Raw genomic sequence first — 24,789 nt, 5'->3', positions numbered from 1 at the left:
AATCAGGTAGCGCAGATGTGCTTATTGATTGATGAAGTCGTCAAGCTCTTCGCCAGTAACCTTCTTTATCTGAGCAAATAAATACCATAGCGCTGCAATAAGTAGCACCATGCTTGGAATAACAATGACGGGATAGCTGAGGGCTGTCATTCGGCCAAGCTCTTCTGTGTAGGCAGTAGTGCCTGGTTCGCTCACTAAAATCACTTTTGCCAATATGTAGTTAAGCGCCGATGATAAGAAGAATGAACTTGCTACAATGTAAGAGCTTACCGCTATTTTCTTTTTGAACTCAGCCTGTTTACCTTTTGCATCAAGCACAGCATTTAAGTGGGGCCAATTAATAATTTGATCGTTTAGCACCAACATCTTAACCAGTGGTTTATTTGAGTATTGCGTGACAAGAATAGCAATGCCAATAAGACCAGGAATAGCGGCCTCTTTAATAGCGATGTAATCAGCAGGTAATTTGAGAAGACTAAACCCGCCTGTCAGTAAAACACTGATAATACCTAATATAGAAAAGCCATTGACTTTACCCGACGCTTTTAAATCCCATAAGCCATAGCCAATTGGGAAACTCAGTGCCGCGACAATGCTCCATTCGGGGCCTAAGTAATCTTCGGAACTTGCGTAGCTCATCAAAACGACAGGAATGATGATGTTAAAGGCAAGATTTCCAAAGAAACCTTGATTTTTTTGCGTAGGTTGTTGTACTGCTGACATAGTTACTTTCAACGTCTTATCGTGACGCTAATTATACAAAAACAAATTAGCGTGCCCAGTGCCATGCGGCAAATAAGCCACCAATAAAGCCAAACAAATGATATTCAAAGGAAATAAATTTAGATGTGGGCAATACACCCACTAACATTCCGCCGTATAGCGCTGCAACCACTAAGGATATTAATAAATAGCGTACTTTGTTGCTTCGAAAGCCTGCGAGCACTAAAAAGCCAAAGTATCCGTACACCATGCCACTGGCTCCAATGTGCGTAGCACTGCGACCAAATAGCCACACGCCTAACCCACCGATAAGTAATGCACTGACCGTCGCGATAATAAATGAGCGCTTGCCCCACTGCATGGTGAGCCACATGAACAACAGCAGCGGTACTAAATTTGCCATTAAATGGGTTGGTGTGCCGTGTAGAAAAGGCGCTGTAAAAATGTAAGGTAAGTGTGCTAATGAGCGCGGTACTACACCAAACTGGTTAAGTGCATTGCCAGTAAGTAGGTTGGCCACCTCTATCGCAATAAGTAACGCACCCAGAGTTAAAAGAACACGTATTTGAAAAGAAAGGGGCTTCATAGAGACTCCTTAATCTCTTTACAGGATGATATGCGGCAAATAACGAGATAAGTCTTGCGTAATTGCAGATGCATCTTCCCTTACCGAAATGCCAGCGGGCATATCATCAACTAACCAACTGCCTATAAGTGTATGGTTACCTTCAAATACGGGTAATGGTTCAAAAGCTTGAATTATAAAGCCTTCCTCGCCGTAAGGGCCACTGCTGAGTTCTTTTTCTTGGCCATGCTCAATCAGTGACACGTTGGCCCCTTCCCTTGAAAATAATGGCTTTTTAATCCATTTACCCGATTGTGTTTGAGAACCAATTTCATCCGAAAAGAAAGAGGGCAATAAATTAGGGTGCCCTTCAAATTGTTTCCATAATTGGGGGAGTAACGCTTTATTTGAAATGACGGCCTTCCAAGGAGGCTCAAGCCAATTCACGCCAGCATCTACTAACTCGCTACCAAATTCTTCGCGCAACATAAACTCCCATGGGTACAGCTTGAAGCAGTCGGTAATAGGGCTATTGTGCAGATCAGTAAACACACCCGTATCTGCAATGCCAATATCTTCAATAAAGACAAAATCAGTATGAAGGCCAGCTTCACGGGCACAATCTTGCAGGTATTGCACTGTGCCTCTGTCTTCTGTTGTGTCTTTACAGCACGCCATGTGAAGCTGGTTGATATTGTAATGCAGGGCTATTTCGCGAAATCGGTGCACCAACTTTTCTTGCAAGCTATTGAACTGATCTGCATGACGAGCGAGTTTCCCATTGTCGACATTTTGCTCTAGCCATAGCCATTGCCAGAAGCCTGATTCGTATAGGCTAGTAGGGGTATCAGCATTGTTTTCCAGTAGTTTCGCCGGCCCTTTTCCGTTATAGACAAGGTCGAGTCTGGAGTACAAGCTAGGATCTCGTTGTCGCCAACTGTCTCTCACTAAATCCCAGTGGTGTTCAGGAATACAAAAACGTGAGAGCAACGCTTCGCTGTTGACCACTTCATCCGCTACGGCTAAACACATTTGATGTAGCTCGGCAGTGGGGTCTTCAATATCCTTTTCTATTTGTTGAAGCGTGAACTGATAGTAGGCACTTTCATCCCAATAAGGCTCGCCATACATAGTGTGAAAGTGAAAGCCAAACTCGTTGGCCAACTGCTGCCAGCCCTTGCGTGGCTGGCATGGCATTCTAAACATGGTTAACCGCCCCAGCCGCCTTTACGGCTGCTGCTTCCCCACGAAGATTTGGCGCGTACGCTACTACCAAAACCACCGCGTTTCATCGTGCGATTTACCGTTGGTTTTGGTTTGTAAACGTCCTTATTTACGCGATAGTTTCGTTTGCGAATATCACCATCAAACACGTAACCATCAGCCGTTATCCAGCGTGAGCGAAAGGGAGAATTATAAGAGTACGACGTATACAGTGGTTGAGAGTAGTAGCGATTGGGCGAAAGCAATGAACTTACCATGTAGCCTGCCATGAACGGCATAAAAAAGCTGCCACTGTTATTGTTGACGTATTGGCACTGATTAGGACCAAATTCATACTCGCAGTCATATTCCGAATTAAAACGCGGACTAGTACGCATAGCTTCGTCTAGTGCCGTTTGATAGGCTGCTTCGCATCGCTCGACTGCATCAGGGAAGTCCTGTTTGCAGTCTTCAAGCGATGTATAAATAGTGGCATCTTCACGCTCTGAGCCACAAGCACTTAACATGACGCTGGCAACACCTAATGCAATAGGCTTCACACTGAACGCTTTGCGCATGCGTGTTAAGTCAATGTGCTTGGTGCGCTTTGTCCTGAGCTTGTCGTTATTCGTTGTCATCACAGCCCCCTTAATAGGTCATGCAAGCTGCGTTTAACAGACCCACTGCAATTGACATACTTGCCAACATAACGCCTGCTGATACTTCGTTGTTGTTTATGCGCTCTGCAATTTTAGGCATAAAGCTAAATCGCAAAATGGCGAAAGCCAGTGACTGTGCAACCACTGCAACCAACGCCCAAATCGCGAAATCGACAATGGCTACAGAATTTGAAGCTGCGCTTCCCAGCGCAATGGCAAAGCCAATAATTGCGCCGCCAAAACCAATCGCTGCCGCTACATTCTTTTCTTCTTTAACTAGCTTCCATTCGTCATGGGGCGTGACTAATGCGTAAACTAACTTGAAAATAAATAAGAAAACGATTGATAGGCCAAAGTACAACGCGAAGTTATCAAGGCCCGCCAGAGAATGCATAATTGTATCCATAGTTAATCCTTTTTTATCCGTTTATTGTTATATCAGTAGGTTGAATATCAAAGCCTGTTGAAATCACTAAGCATCTGTCTAAGTTAGAACCCACTTGCTTCTCTTCACCGACAACTAAAAGTGTTTCCACTTTATCATTATCCAGAGGGCGCTCATAAAGCATCATGAATTGATCAGTTTTACTAATATCGCCATCTTCTTCGTAGGTAGTTTCAGTTACCGCAACAGGTGGAGACTCTTCGCCCACAGCTTCCCAAACACGGGTAAATATCTTGCCATCCAATTCGTAGGTAGGTTGGCTGATGATATTCTTCAAGCACTCATCCCATTGGGCGGTACTGCCAATAGTTTTCGTATCGTAGAAATGCCACAGCTTTACATCAGTAATATGATTTTCCGTCATGCCACCATCTAATATAACCTGAAGGAAGGCGTCGTCATCGGTGTAAAAGCGCAACAGCGTGCCGCCTGTATCAAGCGCAGCCTCGCCTACCGCTTGAATGAGTTGCGAACGAGCGGCCCCTTCTATGGTTAATTCAGGCTCAAGTAAAGAGAGCTTTAAGTTATCCAATTCAAACGAGCCACCTAAATAAAGCCCCATTACTTCAGGTGCTTTAGGTTTTTTTGGCGCTGATTTTTTAAATAGTTTGCTGAACATACTCAATGCCCTTTAGTCGGCGTCAAGCGACGACCAATTAATAGCATTGATGCGTCGCTCGGCAATGTAGAATAATGTATCACCCGCATTCAGCGTGGCTTCAAGTGGTGGATTGACAACCATTTCTTTTACTTGGCTATTCGGCGCATAGCCGATGAAAATGGCGTTGTGTTTGCGTTTTAAATTAACAAAGAGTTTTGCTACTGAAATAGCGGCACTGTCGTCTGGAATTTTCACCGAAAATTGGGCTTGGCCCTCATCAACACTGAGTAAATCGTGATGCAGCATACTTGAACCAGGGTCAAATGCCGCCTTCGCAAGCATCTCGACTGCCACACTCGGAGTACATTCTACCTTAGGGCAGTGGTCCTGCAGCAGTCCTACTAGGCTTTCATCTTCAAAGTAAGCCACTTGATGGGCATCTGGGTTTCGTTTGGCACAGTAAAGTGCGGTAGTCATAGTGATATCGTCTTGCGGATTGTCAATAAGGATAGTTCTGGCATTGGCAATGCAGGCGCGATCCATATCTTCGTCCTTGTTGAACGAGTCAACTTTTACAAATTCAACTACGCCAGGAAGTGGGTTAGTGATATCGGCTTTTACACACAACACAATGTCTGGTCGATCGGGCATGGCATCGCGCTCTCGCAATAATAAATCTAAAAGCAGCATAGTGCGCTGACCATTCCAGCCAATAACCAATATATGTTTATCAAGATGTAAGTTATTCATTCCCAATAACCCTTTTTTCCATTGCTGAGAGACCCACGCGGCAATACGGCCGATGACCATTGCAAAAATACTTAAACCCAGTGGAATTACGTAAAGTGCGACTACTAACTTACCTGCAGATGTGACAGGGGAAAGATCACCGTAACCCACGGTGGAGGCGGTAACTGCAAGCCAGTAGAGAAAATCAACATCGGCAATGAGGTCAACTTCACCTGCAGCGAAAAGTAACCAGTAACTTGAAACGGCGTAAAACGCAGTAGCACCTAAAATGGTGTACCATCGAGATTCTGCAAAATATTGCAGCATAATTTTACGCAGTTTAATCCATGGAGACATAAAACAAACAGCCCTTGTTATGCGTGCTAGTACTCTGCCTTTATGCGTGAAAATTGTCTATGGTTTATGTGTAACAAAGCATTGAAAACCATGTTCAAAAAGAAAGGGAGCGGTGAGCTCCCTTTGGTATTACTTACCTAAGATGCGCGCCAGTTCATCATCAGCAGAGGTCTTTCCGCCTTTGATACCAGCTTCTGCTAGGCGCTTTTCCAAATCACTGCTTGATGCATCACCAGCAAGCTCTTCGGCTGCCTGAAGCTCAGCATTACGCATTTTCTGTTTTTCTTGAATACGAGACAGCGATTCTGTCGCCGTTTTCATTTTGCTGTTAGCCCCCATATGGCGAGATGACACGGCAACTTGCGCTTTTTGCACGCTTTCAGTTGCTTTCACCATATCAACTTGCTGCTCTAATCGGCGCAAGTTAGCTTTTGCCTGCTGAATGTTCTGAGCAAGCTGTTTTTCAGACTGTTGGAACTGATCAAGATAGGCTTGTTCTTGGTCGCGCTCTTCTTTCAGTTCTGAAACTTTCTGGGCACAATCAAGCGCTAGCTGACGGTCTGTGTCAATTGCTTTTCGCGCATGCGCTTCGTATTCTGCGATGGAAGAGTCAAAGCTATCGACTTTTTGTTGTGATAGTTTGCACTTCGCCAAAATTTGCGTACGGGCATGATCTGACTTGCGCAATTCTTCTTTGGCTTCTCTAATTTCTTGTTCCAGAATTCGAATAGCCTGACTGTCTACTACTGACTGCGCAGCCTCGGTCGCACCACCTTTTACTGCAGTTACTAATTTTTTCCACACTGACATTCGCTTCTCCTTAGAAGTAAATTTTAGTTAAGGTGTGTTTCGTAAGCATCAAGGAATGATGCAACATTCTGAAACAGGGTTTCGACTTCAATAACAATACTTTCCGCTTTAGACTGCGCGCTTAGCGCACCGAACGCGGTGTAGTATTCTTCACCTCCAATATTCGATATGCCCACAGTTGTTAATGGGAACACCATATGAGATGACAAAATTTCATGATCTAGCGCAGGCTTATCCTTAACCTCCGACGCTGAAAACAACAAGCTTTCCACTAATATTTGCTCACCGCTAATGGCAAGCCATGCATCAATGCCGTCTTGATTAGCAATTAGTAAGCAGTTTTCCTCTCGTGTTACCACAAAGTCATCGTGCTCTGTAAATAAGGCTTCGATGCTTTCTAGTTCCCAGCTCATACCTTTCTCCTTTAATTATTGAAGCGATAATGTCGTATATGAATGTCGCGTTGCGTGATTTCAACCGTTCCACTGTAGCGACTATTTTCATCTACGCCAATATCTTGACTTGCAGTGTAGACTCACTGTGCCATAATCGTCAATAGCAAATTTGCTTTTTAAGTGTAAAAAAGTGTGTTTTTGTAAATTATATATCACAAATGGGTGGTTTTGGAGTGGCAATTGAGTGCTAAAAATGCATGGCGTCAAACCGTCGCAAGGGTTGTAAAATCTGAAATGTCAGTGCGAGGGGTTAAATATCAAGCATTAAGCCAGCGCTTAGAAGAAATAGGCGTAGAGCAAAGTGCAGATAACCTTAGAAATAAGGTTAACAAAGGGATAATGGGGGCGGACTTGCTTCTACAAATATTGTACGTACTAAAAGCAAGACCGCTAGATAGTGCACTTTTAGAAGAAATCTTAACTGACCTTAATGAATAAACCGCGTAAAATGTCGGTTTAAAGCGTCGGCATGCAGCCTGGGGTGAGTACCGCAATGCTTTTATCAGGCAAAAAAATACCCAGCACCTAGCTGGGTATCAAAAGATAAGGAATGTTATGGGAGAACATCATCACTATCTGTACGTATCTTAACCGTTTAAGATGGTGGGCGCTATTTATAAATCCCTGTCAAAAGTATGCGGCCTTATAATGCGTTATTTTATTTAATACCTTTAAGAGTAAGTGTTTAAATGTGTTGTGCTTTTTTGTATCTGTTCTGGCTTAACTTCAATAGAAGTTCGGTGTCGTACAGCTAGATCGTTTCACAACATGAGACTTAATCCTATTATTTGGTTAACCGAGTTAGTAAAGCAGTACTGTATTTATGAAACTATCTGATTTTAGCTTTGAGCTTCCCGAAAAATTAATCGCAAAATATCCAACGGAGCAGCGAGCTGCTAGCCGTTTGCTTCATTTAGACGGCAAAACCGGCAAAGTAACACACAGCATGTTTGCAGAAATGCTGTCACTGGTAGACGAAGGTGACTTGTTAGTCTTTAACAACACGCGGGTTATTCCAGCTCGCTTGCTAGGCAAGAAAGAAACCGGCGGACAGGTTGAAGTGCTGATTGAACGCATTACCTCCGACAATAGTGCGCTGGCGCACGTTAGAGCAAGTAAAGCGCCTAAGCCTGGCACTAAGCTAATTCTAGAAGATAAAGTTAATGTGACCGTTACGGGCCGAGATGATGCGCTGTTTATTCTACAGTTTGATCACGAAGAGACAGTGTTGTCGCTGCTTGAGGCACACGGTCACATGCCATTACCTCCTTATATCGACCGTCCAGACGAAAACTCAGATAAAGAGCGTTATCAAACTGTCTACAATGAAAAGCCGGGGGCGGTAGCAGCGCCTACCGCGGGTCTTCATTTTGATGACGCCATTTTGGCGGCACTTAAAGAAAAGGGTGTAAACTTGGCGTTTGTTACGCTGCACGTTGGAGCAGGTACATTTCAACCGGTACGCGTTGACAATATTCAAGAGCACAAAATGCATGCAGAATACGCAGAAGTGCCGCAGGAAGTGGTAGATGCTGTATTGCAAACCAAAGCCAACGGCAAGCGTGTAATAGCGGTTGGGACCACATCGGTTCGCTCACTAGAGTCAGCTGCTAAAGCAAGTAGTGAACGCAGCCACGACGCTATTATTGCGCCCTTTTACGAAGATACTGAAATATTTATTTACCCTGGTTTTGAATTTAAAGTTGTGGATGCCATGTTCACAAACTTCCACCTACCAGAATCTACATTGATGATGCTAATCAGCGCATTTGCGGGTAAAGATAATGTGATGAATGCTTACCAACAAGCCATTGAAAATGAGTATCGCTTTTTCAGTTATGGCGACTCAATGTTCATTGAACGAGCCTAGTTGATTAACGGTGAATTGGCTTTGTATCGTTTTATTCAGGTTTAGTTACAGATAAACATAGATACGGGGCATGATCTCAGCTGAATTACTGGTATAATCGCCGCCAATTTATTTTTATACCCGGCGCAATGGCGCACTAAAGTGGGAATGCTTTCACATGCAATTTGAGTTGTTAAAAACCGAAGGTCGTGCACGACGCGGTCGTTTGGTATTCGAACGTGGTGTAGTTGAAACGCCAGCGTTTATGCCAGTAGGTACGTACGGTACCGTTAAGGGAATGACCCCAGAAGAACTTGAAGACAGTGGTGCACACATCTGTCTTGGTAATACATTTCACCTAATGTTGCGTCCAGGGACTGGCATTATTCGTCAGCATGGCGATCTGCATGATTTTATGAATTGGGACAAACCCATTCTTACCGACTCAGGCGGCTTCCAAGTATTCAGTCTTGGTGATTTACGCAAGATAACGGAAGAAGGTGTTACGTTCCGCTCGCCAATTAATGGTGAGAAAATACTTCTTACGCCTGAAAAGTCGATGGAGGTTCAGCGCGACCTTGGCTCTGACATTGTGATGATTTTCGATGAGTGCACGCCATATCCGGCAACGGAGCAGGAAGCGCGTGTATCAATGGAAATGTCGTTACGTTGGGCAAAGCGCAGTAAAGATGCACACGGTGACAACCCTGCTGCACTGTTTGGTATTATCCAAGGCGGTATGTACGAAGGGCTTCGCGATGTGTCATTAGCCGGTCTTGAAGCCATTGGCTTTGACGGTTATGCCATCGGTGGTTTGTCGGTAGGTGAGCCAAAAGAAGATATGATCCGCATTATCGATCATACAGCGCCAAAAATTCCAGAAGATAAGCCACGCTATCTAATGGGTGTTGGTAAGCCGGAAGATTTAGTTGAATCGGTTCGCCGCGGTATTGATATGTTTGACTGCGTAATGCCAACGCGTAATGCGCGAAATGGACATTTGTTTGTCACCGAAGGTGTCATTAAGATTCGCAATGCTAAGCATCGAAACGACACTTCACCACTTGACGAGAATTGTGATTGTTACACTTGTAAAAACTATTCTCGCTCATACTTACATCATTTGGACAAGTGTAACGAAATTTTGGGTGCGCGTTTGAACACCATTCACAACCTTCGTTACTATCAACGTGTTATGCAAGGTCTTCGCGATGCGATTGATGCAGGCACGCTCGATGAGTTTGTACAAGAATTCTATGAACAAAAAGGGTTGCCGGTTCCGGCACTATAACAACGATAATATTTGGGGAATTTTATGAGCCTATTTATCTCAAACGCATACGCGCAATCTGCTGGCGGTGCTCAACAAGGCGGTGGCATGGAAATGCTGATCATGTTGGCGGTTTTCGGTTTGATTTTTTACTTCTTACTTTACCGTCCGCAAGCGAAACGCGTAAAAGAGCATAAGAACTTAGTGTCTTCGCTTAGCAAAGGCGACGAGGTACTAACTCAAGGTGGTTTAGTAGGTAAAATCACAAAAGTGTCTGAAGAGAAAGACTTCATCGAAGTGGCACTTAACGACACTAACAATATTGTTGTTCAGAAGTCTTCTGTGACTGCAGTGCTGCCTAAAGGCACTATGAAGTCACTGTAAGTAACAACCGCCGGGGCCGGGATGCTACCCGGTGCTGGCACGAAAGGATTATCCAGTGCTAAACAAAAACTCAATCTGGAAAGTGCTTAGTGCGCTCATTGTTGTTGCAATGTGCGCGCTTTATGCGCTTCCGAACATTTACGGCGAAGATCACGCTGTACAAATTTCTGCGGGTCGCGACGCTGTAGTCTCTGATGCTACGGTTGAACAAGTTAAAGCGACACTTGCTGCAAAAAACATTTCACCTAAACGCGTTGAATTTGAAAACGAACAAATACTTGTGCGCGTATCAGATTCTGATACCCAACTAGTCACGCGAGAAGCGCTAGAAAAAGAGCTGGGTGACGATTATTTCGTTGCTATGAACCTTGCGCCCGACACGCCTGAGTGGCTAGAAGGGCTAGGTGGCGCGCCAATGAAGTTAGGCCTTGATTTACGCGGCGGTGTTCACTTCTTAATGGAAGTGGATATGACAGAAGTTATCGCTAAATCACTAGAAGATGCTGAAAGCGGTTTTCGTACTTCATTGCGTGAAGAAGGGATTCGTTACCGTGGCGTAAAGCAGGTAGATGACCATATTGACATCACGTTTCGCGATGAAGACGCCCTTGATAAAGCTGAGTTCTTTTTGCGTAATCAAAGCCGTGACTTAACCTTTAACCAAATTGATGACCTTACGCTTCGCGCCGTATTTGCAGAAAGCAAATTGCAAGAAATTCGCGAGAATGCCGTGAAGCAAAACATCACCATTATTCGTAACCGTGTAAATCAACTAGGTGTTGCCGAGCCACTTGTACAAAAGCAAGGTGCTGATCGCATTGTGGTTCAACTACCAGGTATTCAAGACACTGCACGCGCTAAAGAAATTCTAAACGCTACCGCAACGCTTGAATTTCGTATGGTTGACCAGAAAAACGATATTCGCGACGCGTTAAATGGTCGCGTGCCTCCTGGTTCTCAAGTTATTGAAGATCAGCAAGGTATTCCACAACTTCTCGAGAAGCGCATAATGCTAACGGGAAGTCATATCATTGATGCGAATAGTGGTGTTGATGAGTATGGATTGCCTAATGTAAATATCTCGCTTGACTCAGAAGGTGGTAACAAGATGTCGCGTTCAACGCGTGGCAATATTGGTAAGCCGATGGCGACGGTGTTTATCGAATATAAATCGACTGGCGAGCGCAACAAAGACGGTAAACTTGTTTTTGAGAAGCACGAGCAGGTTATTTCTGTTGCAACCATTCGTGCACAGCTTGGCAGTAAGTTCCAAATCACTGGCCTAGACTCTCCAAAAGAAGCCCGCGACTTGGCACTACTACTTCGCGCTGGTGCGCTTATTGCGCCAATTCAAATTGTTGAAGAACGCACAGTCGGTCCAAGCTTAGGTAAAGAGAATATTGAGCTGGGCATGCAGGCCATTATCTATGGTTTGGCCGCAGTACTTATCTTCATGCTTATTTACTACAAAGCGTTTGGCGTGGTAGCGAATATTGCACTTGTTACTAACTTGGTCATGATTGTTGGCATTATGTCTATGATCCCTGGTGCAACGCTTACACTACCGGGTATGGCAGGTATTGTATTAACCGTTGGTATGGCGGTAGATGCAAACGTGCTCATATTTGAGCGTATTAGGGAAGAGCTTCGTGACGGACGCAGTCCACAACAAGCAATTCACCATGGCTACGACAGTGCATTCTCAACCATTTTGGATGCAAACATTACTACGTTCATTGCAGGCCTTATTTTGTTTGCTGTGGGTACTGGCCCAATTAAAGGCTTCTCAATTACGCTTATGATTGGTATTGCTACGTCGATGTTTACCGCTATTTTAGTTACTCGCGTTATTGTTAACGCAGTATGGGGCGGCAAGCGCGTAGAGAAATTGGCGATTTAAGGAGCGTAACATGCAATTATTAAAACTTTCCGATACCGTCAATTTCATGCGCCTTCGCATTCCTGCGATGGTGCTGTCAACGGTGCTTATTTTAGGCTCATTCATATCGCTAGGCGTAAATAGCCTCAACTGGGGCCTTGATTTTACTGGCGGGACTTTGATTGAAGTCGGTTACGAAGATGCTGCGAATCTTGAATCTATTCGTAAGCAGCTAAATAACGCAGAGTTTGAAGACGCTATTGTACAGAACTTTGGTAGTAGCCAAGATGTGCTTATTCGCATTGCACCGCGTGACGGCGTAAAAGCCGTTACCATTGGTGAGCAAGTCCTTGCAGCTTTGCGTGCAGATGGCACCGCAGTAGATATGCGTCGTATCGAGTTCGTAGGGCCTAACGTAGGTGAAGAGCTTACCGAGCAGGGTGGTCTAGCAATGCTAGTCGCTTTACTGTGTATCTTGGTTTATGTAGCAATGCGTTTTGAATGGCGCTTTGCACTGGGCTCAGTATCAGCCCTTGCTCATGACGTTATTCTTACTTTGGGTTTATTCTCAGTACTACAGATTGAATTCGACTTAACGGTACTAGCGGCAGTTTTAGCTGTTATTGGTTACTCACTGAACGATACTATCGTTGTGTCGGACCGTATTCGTGAAAACTTCCGTAAAATTCGTAAGGGTGAACCGGTAGAGATTATCAATATCTCGTTAACGCAAACCTTAAACCGTACCATCATCACTTCATTAACTACTGTGTTGGTATTGGTAGCCTTGTTTTACAAGGGCGGTGCGTTAATTCACGGGTTTGCTACTGCATTGTTATTTGGTGTAGTAGTAGGTACTTACTCGTCTGTCTATATTGCGAGTTCAGTAGCGCTTGCGTTAGGTATCAGCAAGGAAGACTTGATGCCACCTCAAGTGGAAAAAGAAGGTGCAGACTTAGATCCCATGCCTTAATCGCTTTTGATTCGTAAAAACAAAAACCGCATCTGTGATGCGGTTTTTTTATGTAAGGATTAGAGCTCTCACTAGAAGTTTATGGCGCTAAAACTTGCTTTAAGTTGTCTTTGTAGCGTCTTGAGAGCAACACGGTTTGGCCGTTGTTAAGGGTGATAAGGCCGTCTCCTGTATCGTCATACGTGATAGATTGAATGGAAGGAATTCTTACGGCATGTGATCGATGGACACGTACGAACCCGTGCATCGCACCTTCTTCGCAAAACCTGCTTAAGGTATACCGAAGCGGATAAACACCAACGTGAGTGTGTAAGTTGATATAGTTACCTGAGGCTTCCACTCGCTGAACATCACTGACTTTAACTAAGAATTCTTTATTGAGTTTTTTTACTAGTAAATAGTCAGGTAGTGCAAGTGCTTCACTTTCAACTTCGGGAAGCGAGGTGTCACGTTTAATCAGTGACGCTTCACCTATTAGTCGCTGGTAGCCAAATCGCGCAATGTAGTAAAAGGTTACAAGTGTAATATAACCCCAAACATCTTTTCGGTATTCGTAGACAAACTCACTAATCCAAACCCCAAAGTCGTAACTACGTTCAGACATCAAATAGGCGAGCTTGCGCAGGGCAACCATGAAAACGACATGGGAAACTGAAAATACGCTGGCAAATACAAAATGCCATCCCAACCAAACGGCGCTGGACTTTTTACTTTTATCAAGAACACGTATGGCTAAGATTAAGGGAATAACCAATATCGCAGTACTTAGTGCACTGCTGTATTCCCATACATAAGGCTCCCAGAGTGCCACACTATTACTTTCACTGCGCGAAAATTCCGTCCAGCTAGATGCAGCATTTATCGAGTTATTAATAAATAGGTACACGACAAGTAGAAGAAATGCCGCATATTTATGTTTTGGCTCAGTATCGCGAAGATACTGGCTCCATTTTTCATCCCAACTATTCACCGCTTATCCCTAAATCCCTTGTTTGTCGTCACTTAGGCCTTGTTGGTCAGCAACGCAACACAGTAGATATACCAAGTTGATTTGTCACTATTGAATAGGAGTGAAGGCATTGACGCAAGCATATGTTGTTCATGAGCCACGATTAGTTTCTGAAGAAGTAGACGCGTTTTCGCTAGGAAGGGAGACAACTAGTGCGCAGTTAACCCAGCGCTATTTTGAGTTGGATGCGTTGCGCGTTTTCGCATTTGGTGTATTGATTCTGTATCACATAGGCATGTTTTACGTTCTTGATTGGGGATGGCATATAAAAAGCGATATACAGTTTTCGTTGCTGCAAGACGTCATGATCTTAACCAATCAATGGCGTATGTCACTCTTGTTTTTAATTTCAGCAATGGTGTTCACTGTTGTATTGCGCCGGGGATATGAACAACATCCTTCTCGTTGGTTGTTTTCACTGAGCATTCTAGGAAAGCGAACACTGCGAATATTAGTGCCATTGTTATTTGGGATGTTTGTCATTGTGGCGCCACAAGTCTTTGTTGAGTGGACGGCAAGTGGAAAACTCGAAATACCGTTTATCGATTTCTACCTTGCCTATATCAACCCCAATACCGATTTATTTACAGAGAAACAATCGATTATTGGGTTACTTACGTGGAATCACCTGTGGTTTTTGCCTTACCTTTTTGTTTATAGCGTACTTATCTTGCTTCTGTTTCCACTTATACGCTGGGTTGGGATAGTTAAATCTACCTTACTCGATAGCTTGCCATTGTTTAGCATCATTGTAGTGACATTGATGACTTATATCTGGCTTGAACTACGTACGGCTTACCCAACAACTCATGATCTTGTCAGCGACTGGTACAGCCATGCTAAGTATTTTTGGGTGATGCTTGTGGGCATGGTAATCGTGCTTCGGCCTGCGTTATACACGGCGGTGATGAGAGCGCGCTATATAAGTCTTACTTTCGCGATAACGCTTTATAGCGTGATTATACTAGATCGACATGACATGCTTGGCGCGACAGGAGAATTAATGGAGTCCTCTTTTAGCTTTCGGGTATTAGTGGGCGTTATTGTTGTGCTCAATCATTGGGCTTGGCTTGCGGCAATTTTGGGGTTTGGCCAAAAGTACTTATCTAAACCGAGCAAAGTTATTAGCTACTTAAACCGTGGCGTGCTGCCTTATTACATGGTTCATCAAACACTTATCGTGGTAGCCGCATTTTATTTGAGTTCTCGCGTTTCTTCTACATTGGCAGAGTTTTTGGGTATCACGCTAATCACACTTGTTGGGTGTGCAATAACTTTTGAGATTGCAAAACGATTTTTAGTGTTACGATTTTTGTTTGGCTTGAAGCTAAAGGGTGCTCAAAAGAGTGAGTAAAAAGAAATCCGTTAAATGGCCGTGGGTAAGTGAATGTATTTGCCTTGCGACAACACGCTGATACATACAAAAAAAGGCGCTATATTTGATAGCGCCTTTCGATTCGTAGCAGTGTTTATGGCTGTGAGTAATTGCCAGGTGAGCTAGGTCACTTATTTAAGGTGCTTAACAAGCCCTTGAACCACTTTCACACTACCTGCGACAATTTCGCCTTTGTGCAATGGATCGTTGCCACCTTTAAAGTCTGTTACCAGGCCGCCAGCTTCACGAACAATAAGCTCGCCTGCTGCGATATCCCAAGACTTTATGCCGCGCTCCCAGTAACCGTCGTGGCGACCAGCTGCAACGTAGGCAAGATCAAGCGCAGCACTACCACCGCGACGAATGTCACCCACTTCGTGGAAAATCTTATTAAGGCTTAGCGCATACTCGCCAAACTGAGATTTGTTCTTGAACGGTAGGCCCGTTGCAATAATAGTTTCAGTTAGGTCGCGAGGCTTAGAGGCACGAATACGGTAACCGTTAAGCTGTGCGCCTTGACCACGGCTCGCAGTAAAAAGTTCGCTACGGATAGGGTCGAATACTACAGCTTGGTCTAAACGACCTTTGTGTAAAAGTGCAATAGAAACGGCAAAGTGAGGAATGCCTTTAACAAAATTGGTGGTGCCATCTAGCGGGTCGATAATCCACTGATAATCAGTTTCTTTCCCGTGAATTTCACCCATTTCTTCGCCCAAGAAGCAGTGCTCTGGGTACGATTGCTGAATTTTGTAAACAATAGCTTGTTCTGCTTCTTTATCAACTTGTGTAACAAAGTCGTTCAAGCCCTTAGACTCAGTCGCAACTTCATTATGTTTTTCAAAACCACGAACAATAACTGTTCCAGCCGCACGCGCAGCGCGCACCGCAATATTCAGCATAGGATGCATAGATAAACCACCAATTGTAAAAGACCAATGAAACTAACCAGCTGTACAAAAAATAGCTAGTTGTTTTCGAAAACGGGCGGAGTCTACCAGAATCATTCTGTGATGCAAATGAAATTACCATCGGTAGATATGATGTGCTTAAAACCATTTCCCTTAAATAGCCATCTATACTGCTACTGTGCTACACTCGCTCACAAATGAAGTAGTAAGATTCAGCGTGATTAGTCGCTGGTGTCTTGTTTTAGAAAGTACGTAGGTATCGCAGGCATGCTCGAAAATATTCGCATTATTTTGGTTAACACCTCACACACTGGCAACATCGGCTCAACGGCGCGTGCCATGAAAACGATGGGGCTAAGTAGTCTGTATCTTGTGGACCCGGTAAATGAACCAGATGGGCAAGCCAGTGCACTTGCTGCTGGTGCAGGTGATGTGTTGGCAAACGCGAAAATTGTGAGCACATTGGAAGAAGCGGTAAAAGACTGTGGGTTAGTGGTTGGAACTTCTGCTCGCTCCCGCACGCATTCTTGGCCAATGCTTGGCCCGCGCGATTGTGGCGAGAAGTTGGTTCAAGAAGTCGAAAAGTACCCGGTTGCATTAGTATTTGGTCGTGAAAACAGTGGGTTAACTAATGAAGAGTTGCAACAGTGTCATTTTCATATGTGTATTCCTGCTAACCCAGAATATAGCTCGCTAAACTTGGCGGCGGCTGTTCAAACCCTGTGTTACGAAATTCGTATGGCATTTTTGAATCGTGAAACTTATCCGAGTGTGGAAGAAGAATACCCACTTAATGAAGACCTAGAGCGTTTTTACGTGCACTTGGAGTCAACGTTAGAAAGTACTTCGTTTATTCGTAAAAGTCACCCAGGTGTGGTGATGACAAAGCTACGTCGCTTATTCAACCGTGCCCGTCCTGAGTCACAAGAGTTAAACATTCTTCGTGGTATATTGGCGTCAATTGACAAGTCTGTTGAGCAAAACGATGAAGACGAGAGCGCGTCTGGCACTGGTTCTGAAAAAGAGTAATCACTTATGTTTGCCCGTATAAAAGACGATATACAAGGGGTATTTCATCGCGATCCGGCCGCTCGAAATACGTTTGAAGTATTAACCAATTACCCTGGGCTTCACGCGGTATGGTTACACCGCCTTAGCCACAAATTGTGGAAAGCTGAGTGGAAGTGGTTAGCTCGCACATTATCGACCTTCAGTCGTTGGTTAACCGGGATTGAAATTCATCCCGGCGCAACGTTGGGCAGGCGGGTTTTCATTGACCATGGAATGGGCGTTGTTATCGGGGAAACCGCGGAAATAGGTGACGATGTTACTCTTTATCACGGCGTCACACTTGGCGGCACAAGTTGGAAAGCGGGCAAACGTCACCCTACGTTGAAAAACGGTGCAGTAGTAGGGGCAGGTGCAAAAGTCTTAGGGCCGATTATCATTGGAGAAAATGCCAAAGTAGGCTCTAATTCAGTGGTTGTTAAGGATATTCCAGATGGCGCTACCGCCGTTGGCATACCTGGTCGTATCATCATTTCTAAGCAGAAAGAATTGACAGCCAGTACAAACCCACAGCGCGACAAGATAGCACAAAAGTACGGCTTCGATGCGTATGCAGTAGCGCCAGACAATCCAGACCCGGTGGCCAATGCGATGGGCATTATGTTGGAACATATGCATCAGATGGACACGAAAGTAGAAGAAATGTGCAAAGTTATCCAGTCACTGGGTGGCGATGTTTGTACCGATAATCTGCATAATATTAGTGCCGAAGACTTTGCTAATACCGGTATAGAGCTGACTGATTCTCAGCAGAGAGAAAAAGCCCATTCCTCGTTTGACCCTGCAATCTAAGAATGTAATTGGGTTAATCTATAATACCTGACTAAATTACTAGGTCTTATACTTGACCATTTTAGTCGGGTATGTGAAAATTCCCGCCATCAAAAACGGCGGGAGAATTCAATGAAACTCACTTCTAAAGGGCGCTATGCAGTAACTGCGATGCTTGATGTAGCTTTGCACTCTAAGCGTGGTCCAGTGCCTCTTGCCGATATATCAGAACGACAAGAAATATCCCTATCATATTTAGAACAGCTCTTTTCTAGACTGCGCAAAGAGCAACTTGTAGACAGCGTACGCGGTCCTGGCGGTGGTTACTTGCTTGGACGTGAAGCATGTGAAATTGCCATAGGTGAAGTTATTCGGGCGGTAGATGAGTCTATCGACGCTACTCGATGCCAGGGGCAAGCCGATTGCCAAGGTGGCGACCGTTGTTTGACTCATAGCTTATGGCAAGACTTAAGCGATCGTATTTCAGTGTTTTTAGACTCAATCACATTAGGCGAGTTAATGGCGAAACGCGATGTACAAGAAGTCGCTGGACGCCAAGACTCTGCAGCATCATTGCGCAATATTGCTAACGACATTGAAGTTAGTATTCAACTTTAAATAGGTTTTGAATAACCCATGGCTTTATCAACACCCATTTACCTCGATTATGCTGCTACCACGCCGGTAGACCCAACTGTTGCAGATGTTATGGCCAAGTGTCTGACACTCGACGGAAACTTCGGTAACCCCGCATCACGAAGCTATCGCTTTGGGTGGATGGCGGAAGAAGCAGTAGACGTAGCGCGTAATCAAATTAGTGATGCCTTAAATTGCGATCCTCGCGAAATTGTTTTTACTTCAGGGGCCACCGAGTCTAACAACCTCGCTATCAAGGGAGTGGCGCAGGGTTACGCAAGTAAAGGCAAACACATTATTACCGTAAATACAGAGCATAAAGCTGTGCTCGATACCTGTGAATACCTTGAAGAGCAAGGGTTCGAAGTAACCTACCTTTGTGTACAGCAAGACGGATTAGTGAATCTTGACGATTTAAAAAGCGCCATGCGTGACGACACGATCTTAGTCTCTGTGATGCATGTAAATAATGAACTAGGTGTTATCCAAGATATTCAAACTATCGGTGAGTTATGTCGAGACAAAGGGATTTTGTTCCATGTCGATGGCGCACAAAGTGTTGGCAAGATAGCGATTGACCTTGCTGAACTTCCCGTGGATTTACTGTCTATTTCCGCTCATAAAATGTATGGGCCAAAGGGCATGGGAGCGCTTTTCGTTCGTCGTCGTCCTAAAATTAATCTGGTTGCTCAAATTCACGGCGGTGGCCATGAGCGTGGTATGCGCTCTGGTACGTTAGCCACCCATCAAATTGTAGGCATGGGAGAAGCAATTTCGCTTGCAGTGACAAATTTAGCCGACGAGGGTAAACGCATAATGGCTTTGCGGGAAGCGTTGTGGAAGGGAATAGAGCAGATAGGTGATGTGTATTTAAACGGGCATGAAACCCAACGTATTCCAGGCATTTTAAATGTCAGTTTTGCGGGCGTAGATGGTGAAAGCTTGATGATGGGGCTTAATGATATCGCCGTGTCATCGGGTTCAGCATGCACATCAGCAAGCCTTGAGCCGTCTTATGTGCTAAAGGCCATCGGTCGAAGTAATGAACTCGCACACGCAGGTATACGCTTTAGTGTGGGTAGATTTACAACCCAAGACGATATTGATTACGTAATAACGAAAGTGACGGATGTTGTTACTCGATTACGAGAAGCAGCAATCGCATAAGTAAGCGTTATAGCGCGTTAAAGAAATTTTAAGCTTGGCGGCGGTAAATAAACGGCTGAATATTTGAGTGAAATAGTCGGGTATTATATAATACCGCACCAATTTTTTAGGCTGCCCTTTTTGTAGCGAGTGGTTTGTATGAGATTTGCGTGGTGAATTCTTTGAATGTAAACGCACTCAAATACACAGAAACCCAGTAATCACCAAGACCGTGGGGTGGTTGCTGTGCTGCGTAAACAGCAAATGGCAGCAAATGCAGGCAAACAAGTGAGATCCCAACATGAGTGAACAGATCGAACAGGCGTTAGAGAGAAAGTACGAAGCCGGTTTCTACTCTGAAATCGAATCGGAAACGTTTGAAAGCGGCCTGGACGAGTCGGTTATCCGCCGCATATCAGCAATGAAAAACGAGCCTGAATGGATGCTTGAATGGCGTTTGAAGTCTTATCATGCTTGGCTAGAAATGGAAGAGCCGGACTGGGCGCACGTCGACTATCCAAAAATAGACTATCAGGCCATTTCTTATTACTCGGCACCAAAGAGTATGAAAGACAAGCCTAAGTCACTTGACGAAGTAGACCCAGAACTTCTTCGCACCTACGAAAAGCTTGGTATCCCGCTTCATGAGCAGGAAATGCTGGCAGGCGTTGCGGTAGACGCAGTATTCGACTCGGTATCTGTTGTGACTACGTTCCGTGAAAAGCTGGAAGAAGCGGGCGTTATCTTTTGCCCAATTTCTGAAGCGCTTCAGAAGTATCCAGACCTTGTAAAAAAATACATTGGCTCGGTAGTTCCGCGTACAGATAACTACTTTGCTGCACTTAATAGCGCTGTATTTACTGACGGTTCATTTGTTTACATTCCCAAAGGCACACGCTGCCCAATGGAGCTTTCTACCTATTTCCGTATTAACGAAATGAATACCGGTCAGTTCGAGCGTACATTGATTGTTGCTGATGAAGGCAGCTACGTGAGTTATCTTGAAGGCTGTACAGCACCTCAGCGTGACGAAAATCAGCTGCACGCGGCAGTTGTTGAGCTAGTGGCAATGGATGACGCACAAATCAAATACTCAACGGTACAAAACTGGTACCCGGGTGATGAAAACGGTAAAGGCGGTATCTACAACTTCGTTACTAAACGGGGTGTAGCGCATACCAACGCCAAAATTTCATGGACACAGGTAGAAACGGGTTCTGCGGTTACGTGGAAATACCCAAGCTGTGTTCTTAAGGGCGATAACAGTGTAGGTGAGTTCTACTCGGTAGCACTAACACGCGGTCGTCAACAAGCAGATACCGGAACTAAGATGATCCACGTGGGTAAAAATACCAAGTCGACCATCATCTCAAAAGGTATATCAGCAGGTAACAGCAACAACGCTTATCGCGGGCTGGTTCAAATGGGGCCGCGTGCAGATGGTGCACGTAATTTCACCGAGTGCGACTCGCTACTGATTGGTGACAAGTGCGGCGCACACACGTTCCCGTATATCGAAAGCCGTAACCCTTCAGCCATTGTTGAGCACGAAGCAACAACATCGAAGGTGAGCGACGAACAATTATTCCTGTGTCAGCAACGTGGCTTAGACACAGAGAAGGCCGTTTCTATGATTGTTAACGGTTTCTGTAAAGAAGTATTCAAAGAGCTACCAATGGAATTTGCCGTAGAAGCCGGCAAACTGCTCGAAATTAGTCTTGAAGGTTCAGTGGGGTAATCAATGCTTAGTATCAAGAATTTACATGCCAGCGTGGAAGAGAAAAACATCATCAAAGGTCTTAACCTTGAAGTTAAACCTGGTGAAGTACACGCTATCATGGGCCCCAACGGTGCCGGTAAAAGTACATTAGGTTACGTGCTATCTGGCCGCGACGGTTACGAAGTAAGCGAAGGCGAAGCCACGCTAAACGGTAAAGACCTGCTTGAGCTTGAAGTAGAAGAGCGCGCTCGTGAAGGCCTTTTCCTTGCTTTCCAATACCCGGTAGAAATTCCAGGTGTTAGCAACATGGAATTCATGAAAGAGTCGGTTAACGCTATGCGTGAACAACGTGGCGAAGAGCCGTTAAGCGCTGCAGAATTTTTAAAGAAAGCAAAAGAAGCGTGCAAACAAGTACAGCTTCCTTTGGATTTCTTAAAGCGTGGTGTTAACGAAGGTTTCTCTGGTGGTGAGAAAAAGCGTAACGAAATTATGCAAATGATTTTGCTAGAGCCAAAGCTTTGTATTCTTGACGAATCAGACTCTGGCCTTGACGTTGATGCACTACAAGTTGTTGCGGACGGTGTAAACAGCCAACGCGACGGTGAGCGCAGCTTCATCGTTGTTACTCACTATCAGCGCCTTTTAGACTACATTAAGCCTGACTTCGTACATATCCTTGCTGACGGCAAAATTGTGAAAAGCGGAGACGCGTCACTTGCGCTAGAAGTAGAGAAGAGCGGTTATGCTTTCCTAGGTAAAGGCTATGAGGAGGCTGAGGCATGAGTCAATGGCTAGACCAGGTCATTGATGCGGCGCAAATCTCCGATTATTTAGCGCCCGTGCGTCAACAGGCCTTAACACAGTTAAAAGCCGATGGCTGGCCCGCACGCCGTAACGAAAGCTGGCGGTTTACACCACTTACGCCAATTGAAAAGCGTGAGGCGAAGCAAGCCGTTCAGGCAGACAATTTGCCAGTGCCGGCAATTGACAATTTAAATGCTATCGACCTTGTATTTGTCGATGGTGTTTTGGTGACGCAGGTTAACACCCTAGACGTGCCAGCTGGCATGACAATTACATCACTAAACAGCGATGACGCTGCTACCCAGCAAGCTATCAGCAGCGTATACGGTCAGGTTAAGCCTACACGTCATATGTTTGGCCTAGTGAATGATGCATTATGCCAACACGGTATATTCATCAATGTAGAAGCTGGTGCGAAAATTGACACGCCAGTTCGCATCGTGAACATGACATCACAAGATGTAGATGCTCACACGCGTGTCGTAGTAAAACTAGCCGAAGGCGCAAGCGCCACGGTTATTGAGCAAGGCTTTGGTGATACCGAAAGCCTAACGACTGCTTTTGCTGAATACGACTTGGCTGATGACGCGCATCTTGAGCACTATCGTTTTGCTATGTTCACCGGTAAAGCAAAGCAGCTAGGTGGTAGCCACTTTAAACTGCATAACCGCACCACGCTAAACAGCACCATGGTAGGTTATGGTAGTGAACTTTCGCGTTTAGACGTAGATATTCATCACGCTGGCGAGTATGCCGATGCGAAAATGAATGCCATTTATCTTCTGGCAGAAGGCGAGCTATTCGACCTTCACTCAACCATTGAGCACGCTATGCCAAATGGCACGACAGAAGAGAATGCGCGCGGGATTGTAGGCGATAAAGCACGCGCTGTATTTAACGGTCGTATCCATATTCATCGCGATGCGCAAAAGACATTGGCTGAACTTAACAACCGCAACTTGTTGCTATCTCGCCGCGGTGTTATCAACACTAAGCCAGAGCTTGAAATTTATGCTGACGACGTAAAATGTGCCCACGGTGCAACGGTGGCAGAAATTGAAGAAGAAGCTTTGTATTACTTGCTAACTCGCGGTGTTTCTCGCAGCAAGGCACTAGTAATGCTTAACTTTGGCTTTATTCAAGAGCTTATTAACGACGTACCAAACACTGCTGTACGTGAATGGCTAGCGCCAATTTTGAGTGAGCGTTTCGCCCAAATGGAGGTGAAATGAGCTTAGACGTTGCAGCACTTCGTGCCCAGTTTCCCATTTTATCTAAAACGGTAGACGGCAAGCCGCTGGTATACCTTGATAACGCGGCTACCACACAAAAGCCTCAGGCTGTGATTGACGCATTAATGGATTTTTACACGGGTACGAATGCAAACGTGCACCGCGGTGCGCACCATTTGTCTGATGAAGCCACGCGTCGCTATGAAAATGCACGTAGCAGCGTTGCGAGTTTTATCAACGCAGGTGCCCGCGAAGAGGTTATCTGGACGTCAGGTACCACTGAAGCCATTAATATTGTTGCTAATGGCCTTGGTCAACTTCTTAGTGAAGGTGACGAAGTGATGGTGACTGAACTTGAACACCACGCCAACTTGGTTACATGGCAGCAGGCATGTCGCCGCTCTGGCGCAACGCTAAACGTTGTGCCTATTTTTGACAGCGGTGAGCTTGATGTTGATGCTTTCGATAGATTGCTGTCTGACAATACCAAGATGGTGGCGTTCCCGCATGTATCTAATGCATTGGGGACAGTAAACCCGATTAAACAGCTTACTCAAAAAGCTAAAGCGGTTGGTGCATGGGTGTTGGTTGATGGCGCACAAGGTATTGCTCACGGCGGTGTTGACGTACAAGACATCGGCTGTGATTTTTATGCGTTTTCAGGGCACAAGCTCTTTGGTCCAACGGGCATTGGTTGCTTGTGGGGCAAAAAAGACGTGCTTGAAACATGGCCTGTATGGCAGGTAGGCGGCGAAATGATTAAAGACGTTACCTATCATGAAGCCACATGGGGTGCATTGCCAAACCGCCTTGAGGCGGGTACGCCAAATATTGCTGGAGCCATCGGCATGGGCGCAGCGGTAGATTGGTTTAGTGCACTTGATGTACAAGCGCTACATGCACATGAGCAACAGCTACTTGCCTACGCGACCGAGCAAGCGCAGGCCCTCGAGGGAATGCGCATTATTGGTACTGCTCCTAATAAAGTTGGGGTACTAAGCTTTTTACTGGACGGCGCGCACCCGGCAGATGTCGGTTTTATTCTTGACCGACAGGGCGTGGCGATCCGCACAGGTGATAACTGCGCGCAGCCATTAATGAAGCGCTTTGGTATTCCGGGCACGGCGCGTGCGTCGTTCTCAATTTATAACACGCTTGAAGAAGTCGACAGCTTATTTGCTGCACTTAAGAAAGCAAAAATGATGTTGGCCTAAGGAG

26 protein-coding genes are annotated in these 24,789 nt (G+C 45.1%); 15 read left to right on the top strand and 11 right to left on the bottom strand.

The features are described from left to right. Nucleotides 1–21: 21 nt before the first annotated feature. The 9 genes from OZ660_RS13730 to OZ660_RS13690 form a co-directional block, all read right to left on the bottom strand. Nucleotides 22–723, bottom strand: coding sequence for a VC0807 family protein (locus tag OZ660_RS13730; protein ID WP_159627074.1), 702 nt, complete (start codon nt 721–723; stop codon nt 22–24). A gap of 46 nt (nt 724–769) precedes the next feature. Then, the gene (locus OZ660_RS13725; protein WP_226432974.1) at nt 770–1,309 is read right to left on the bottom strand and encodes a rhomboid family intramembrane serine protease; all 540 of its coding nucleotides are present in this window, start codon (nt 1,307–1,309) and stop codon (nt 770–772) included. 18 nt (nt 1,310–1,327) lie between these two features. Further along, complete coding sequence (locus tag OZ660_RS13720; protein WP_274741279.1) at nt 1,328–2,494, bottom strand: glutathionylspermidine synthase family protein; 1,167 nt, start codon at nt 2,492–2,494, stop codon at nt 1,328–1,330. A 2-nt stretch (nt 2,495–2,496) separates the two neighbouring features. Further along, on the bottom strand, nt 2,497–3,129 hold the full coding sequence (locus tag OZ660_RS13715; protein ID WP_159627071.1) for a DUF1190 family protein: 633 nt from the start codon (nt 3,127–3,129) through the stop codon (nt 2,497–2,499). 10 nt (nt 3,130–3,139) lie between these two features. Then, the gene (locus tag OZ660_RS13710) at nt 3,140–3,556 is read right to left on the bottom strand and encodes a DUF350 domain-containing protein (protein ID WP_159627070.1); all 417 of its coding nucleotides are present in this window, start codon (nt 3,554–3,556) and stop codon (nt 3,140–3,142) included. A gap of 13 nt (nt 3,557–3,569) precedes the next feature. Further along, entirely contained in the window at nt 3,570–4,214 is a 645-nt protein-coding gene (locus tag OZ660_RS13705) for a YjfK family protein (protein ID WP_274741278.1), read from the bottom strand. Nucleotides 4,215–4,226: 12 nt separating this feature from the next. Next, nucleotides 4,227–5,282, bottom strand: a complete 1,056-nt coding sequence (locus OZ660_RS13700; RefSeq protein WP_274741277.1) for a potassium channel protein — start codon at nt 5,280–5,282, stop codon at nt 4,227–4,229. A 129-nt stretch (nt 5,283–5,411) separates the two neighbouring features. Further along, nucleotides 5,412–6,092 carry a PspA/IM30 family protein gene (locus tag OZ660_RS13695; protein ID WP_274741276.1) on the bottom strand — a complete coding sequence of 227 codons (681 nt, stop codon included), beginning with the start codon at nt 6,090–6,092 and terminating at the stop codon, nt 5,412–5,414. A gap of 23 nt (nt 6,093–6,115) precedes the next feature. Continuing rightward, nucleotides 6,116–6,505, bottom strand: a complete 390-nt coding sequence (locus OZ660_RS13690) for a DUF2170 family protein (RefSeq protein WP_159627067.1) — start codon at nt 6,503–6,505, stop codon at nt 6,116–6,118. Nucleotides 6,506–6,781: 276 nt separating this feature from the next. Between OZ660_RS13690 and OZ660_RS13685 the strand changes: the two genes are divergently transcribed. The 6 genes from OZ660_RS13685 (at nt 6,782) to secF (ending at nt 12,902) form a co-directional block, all read left to right on the top strand. Beyond that, nucleotides 6,782–6,985, top strand: coding sequence for a DUF6471 domain-containing protein (locus tag OZ660_RS13685; protein ID WP_232369772.1), 204 nt, complete (start codon nt 6,782–6,784; stop codon nt 6,983–6,985). Between the two features lie 385 nt (nt 6,986–7,370). Further along, nucleotides 7,371–8,417 (top strand): tRNA preQ1(34) S-adenosylmethionine ribosyltransferase-isomerase QueA, encoded by a 1,047-nt coding sequence (gene queA / locus OZ660_RS13680; protein WP_202262058.1) that lies wholly within the window; start codon nt 7,371–7,373, stop codon nt 8,415–8,417. Nucleotides 8,418–8,574: 157 nt separating this feature from the next. Further along, nucleotides 8,575–9,687 carry a tRNA guanosine(34) transglycosylase Tgt gene (gene tgt / locus OZ660_RS13675; protein ID WP_202262057.1) on the top strand — a complete coding sequence of 371 codons (1,113 nt, stop codon included), beginning with the start codon at nt 8,575–8,577 and terminating at the stop codon, nt 9,685–9,687. Between the two features lie 24 nt (nt 9,688–9,711). Further along, on the top strand, nt 9,712–10,050 hold the full coding sequence (yajC, locus tag OZ660_RS13670) for a preprotein translocase subunit YajC (protein ID WP_274741275.1): 339 nt from the start codon (nt 9,712–9,714) through the stop codon (nt 10,048–10,050). A gap of 55 nt (nt 10,051–10,105) precedes the next feature. Further along, the gene (secD, locus tag OZ660_RS13665; protein WP_274741274.1) at nt 10,106–11,950 is read left to right on the top strand and encodes a protein translocase subunit SecD; all 1,845 of its coding nucleotides are present in this window, start codon (nt 10,106–10,108) and stop codon (nt 11,948–11,950) included. 10 nt (nt 11,951–11,960) lie between these two features. Then, nucleotides 11,961–12,902 (top strand): protein translocase subunit SecF, encoded by a 942-nt coding sequence (gene secF / locus OZ660_RS13660; RefSeq protein ID WP_202262056.1) that lies wholly within the window; start codon nt 11,961–11,963, stop codon nt 12,900–12,902. Between the two features lie 79 nt (nt 12,903–12,981). Here the strand turns inward: secF and OZ660_RS13655 are convergent, their stop codons facing one another. Next, nucleotides 12,982–13,872 (bottom strand): LytR/AlgR family response regulator transcription factor, encoded by an 891-nt coding sequence (locus OZ660_RS13655; RefSeq protein WP_274741273.1) that lies wholly within the window; start codon nt 13,870–13,872, stop codon nt 12,982–12,984. Nucleotides 13,873–13,981: 109 nt separating this feature from the next. On the opposite strand from OZ660_RS13655, the gene OZ660_RS13650 reads away from it, so the two are divergent. Continuing rightward, entirely contained in the window at nt 13,982–15,265 is a 1,284-nt protein-coding gene (locus tag OZ660_RS13650; RefSeq protein ID WP_274741272.1) for an acyltransferase family protein, read from the top strand. 152 nt (nt 15,266–15,417) lie between these two features. Here the strand turns inward: OZ660_RS13650 and suhB are convergent, their stop codons facing one another. Continuing rightward, a complete protein-coding gene (gene suhB, locus OZ660_RS13645; RefSeq protein WP_274741271.1) occupies nt 15,418–16,194 on the bottom strand; it encodes an inositol-1-monophosphatase in 777 nt (258 codons plus the stop codon). A gap of 267 nt (nt 16,195–16,461) precedes the next feature. On the opposite strand from suhB, the gene trmJ reads away from it, so the two are divergent. The 8 genes from trmJ to OZ660_RS13605 all read left to right on the top strand — a co-directional run bounded on the left by trmJ (nt 16,462) and on the right by OZ660_RS13605 (nt 24,785). Further along, nucleotides 16,462–17,223, top strand: a complete 762-nt coding sequence (trmJ, locus tag OZ660_RS13640) for a tRNA (cytosine(32)/uridine(32)-2'-O)-methyltransferase TrmJ (RefSeq protein WP_274741270.1) — start codon at nt 16,462–16,464, stop codon at nt 17,221–17,223. A 6-nt stretch (nt 17,224–17,229) separates the two neighbouring features. After that, nucleotides 17,230–18,054: a serine O-acetyltransferase gene (gene cysE, locus OZ660_RS13635; RefSeq protein WP_202262052.1), complete on the top strand. Its 825-nt coding sequence runs from the start codon at nt 17,230–17,232 to the stop codon at nt 18,052–18,054. Between the two features lie 111 nt (nt 18,055–18,165). Continuing rightward, the gene (iscR, locus tag OZ660_RS13630; RefSeq protein ID WP_202262051.1) at nt 18,166–18,651 is read left to right on the top strand and encodes a Fe-S cluster assembly transcriptional regulator IscR; all 486 of its coding nucleotides are present in this window, start codon (nt 18,166–18,168) and stop codon (nt 18,649–18,651) included. An 18-nt stretch (nt 18,652–18,669) separates the two neighbouring features. Next, entirely contained in the window at nt 18,670–19,836 is a 1,167-nt protein-coding gene (locus OZ660_RS13625; protein WP_274741268.1) for an IscS subfamily cysteine desulfurase, read from the top strand. A 280-nt stretch (nt 19,837–20,116) separates the two neighbouring features. Further along, nucleotides 20,117–21,553, top strand: coding sequence for a Fe-S cluster assembly protein SufB (sufB, locus tag OZ660_RS13620; RefSeq protein ID WP_159627053.1), 1,437 nt, complete (start codon nt 20,117–20,119; stop codon nt 21,551–21,553). Between the two features lie 3 nt (nt 21,554–21,556). Next, nucleotides 21,557–22,318, top strand: a complete 762-nt coding sequence (gene sufC / locus OZ660_RS13615) for a Fe-S cluster assembly ATPase SufC (RefSeq protein WP_274741266.1) — start codon at nt 21,557–21,559, stop codon at nt 22,316–22,318. Next, on the top strand, nt 22,315–23,571 hold the full coding sequence (sufD, locus tag OZ660_RS13610; RefSeq protein ID WP_274741264.1) for a Fe-S cluster assembly protein SufD: 1,257 nt from the start codon (nt 22,315–22,317) through the stop codon (nt 23,569–23,571). The genes sufC and sufD overlap by 4 nt, the downstream gene beginning before the upstream one ends. Beyond that, nucleotides 23,568–24,785 carry an aminotransferase class V-fold PLP-dependent enzyme gene (locus tag OZ660_RS13605; RefSeq protein WP_274741263.1) on the top strand — a complete coding sequence of 406 codons (1,218 nt, stop codon included), beginning with the start codon at nt 23,568–23,570 and terminating at the stop codon, nt 24,783–24,785. The genes sufD and OZ660_RS13605 overlap by 4 nt, the downstream gene beginning before the upstream one ends. The last annotated feature ends 4 nt before the right edge of the window (nt 24,786–24,789 follow it).

This window comes from Alteromonas sp. 009811495 (assembly GCF_028865455.1).
Taxonomy (GTDB): domain Bacteria; phylum Pseudomonadota; class Gammaproteobacteria; order Enterobacterales; family Alteromonadaceae; genus Alteromonas.
Note: the sequence above shows the minus strand (reverse complement) of the source record. Positions and strands in the feature narration are given on the sequence as shown.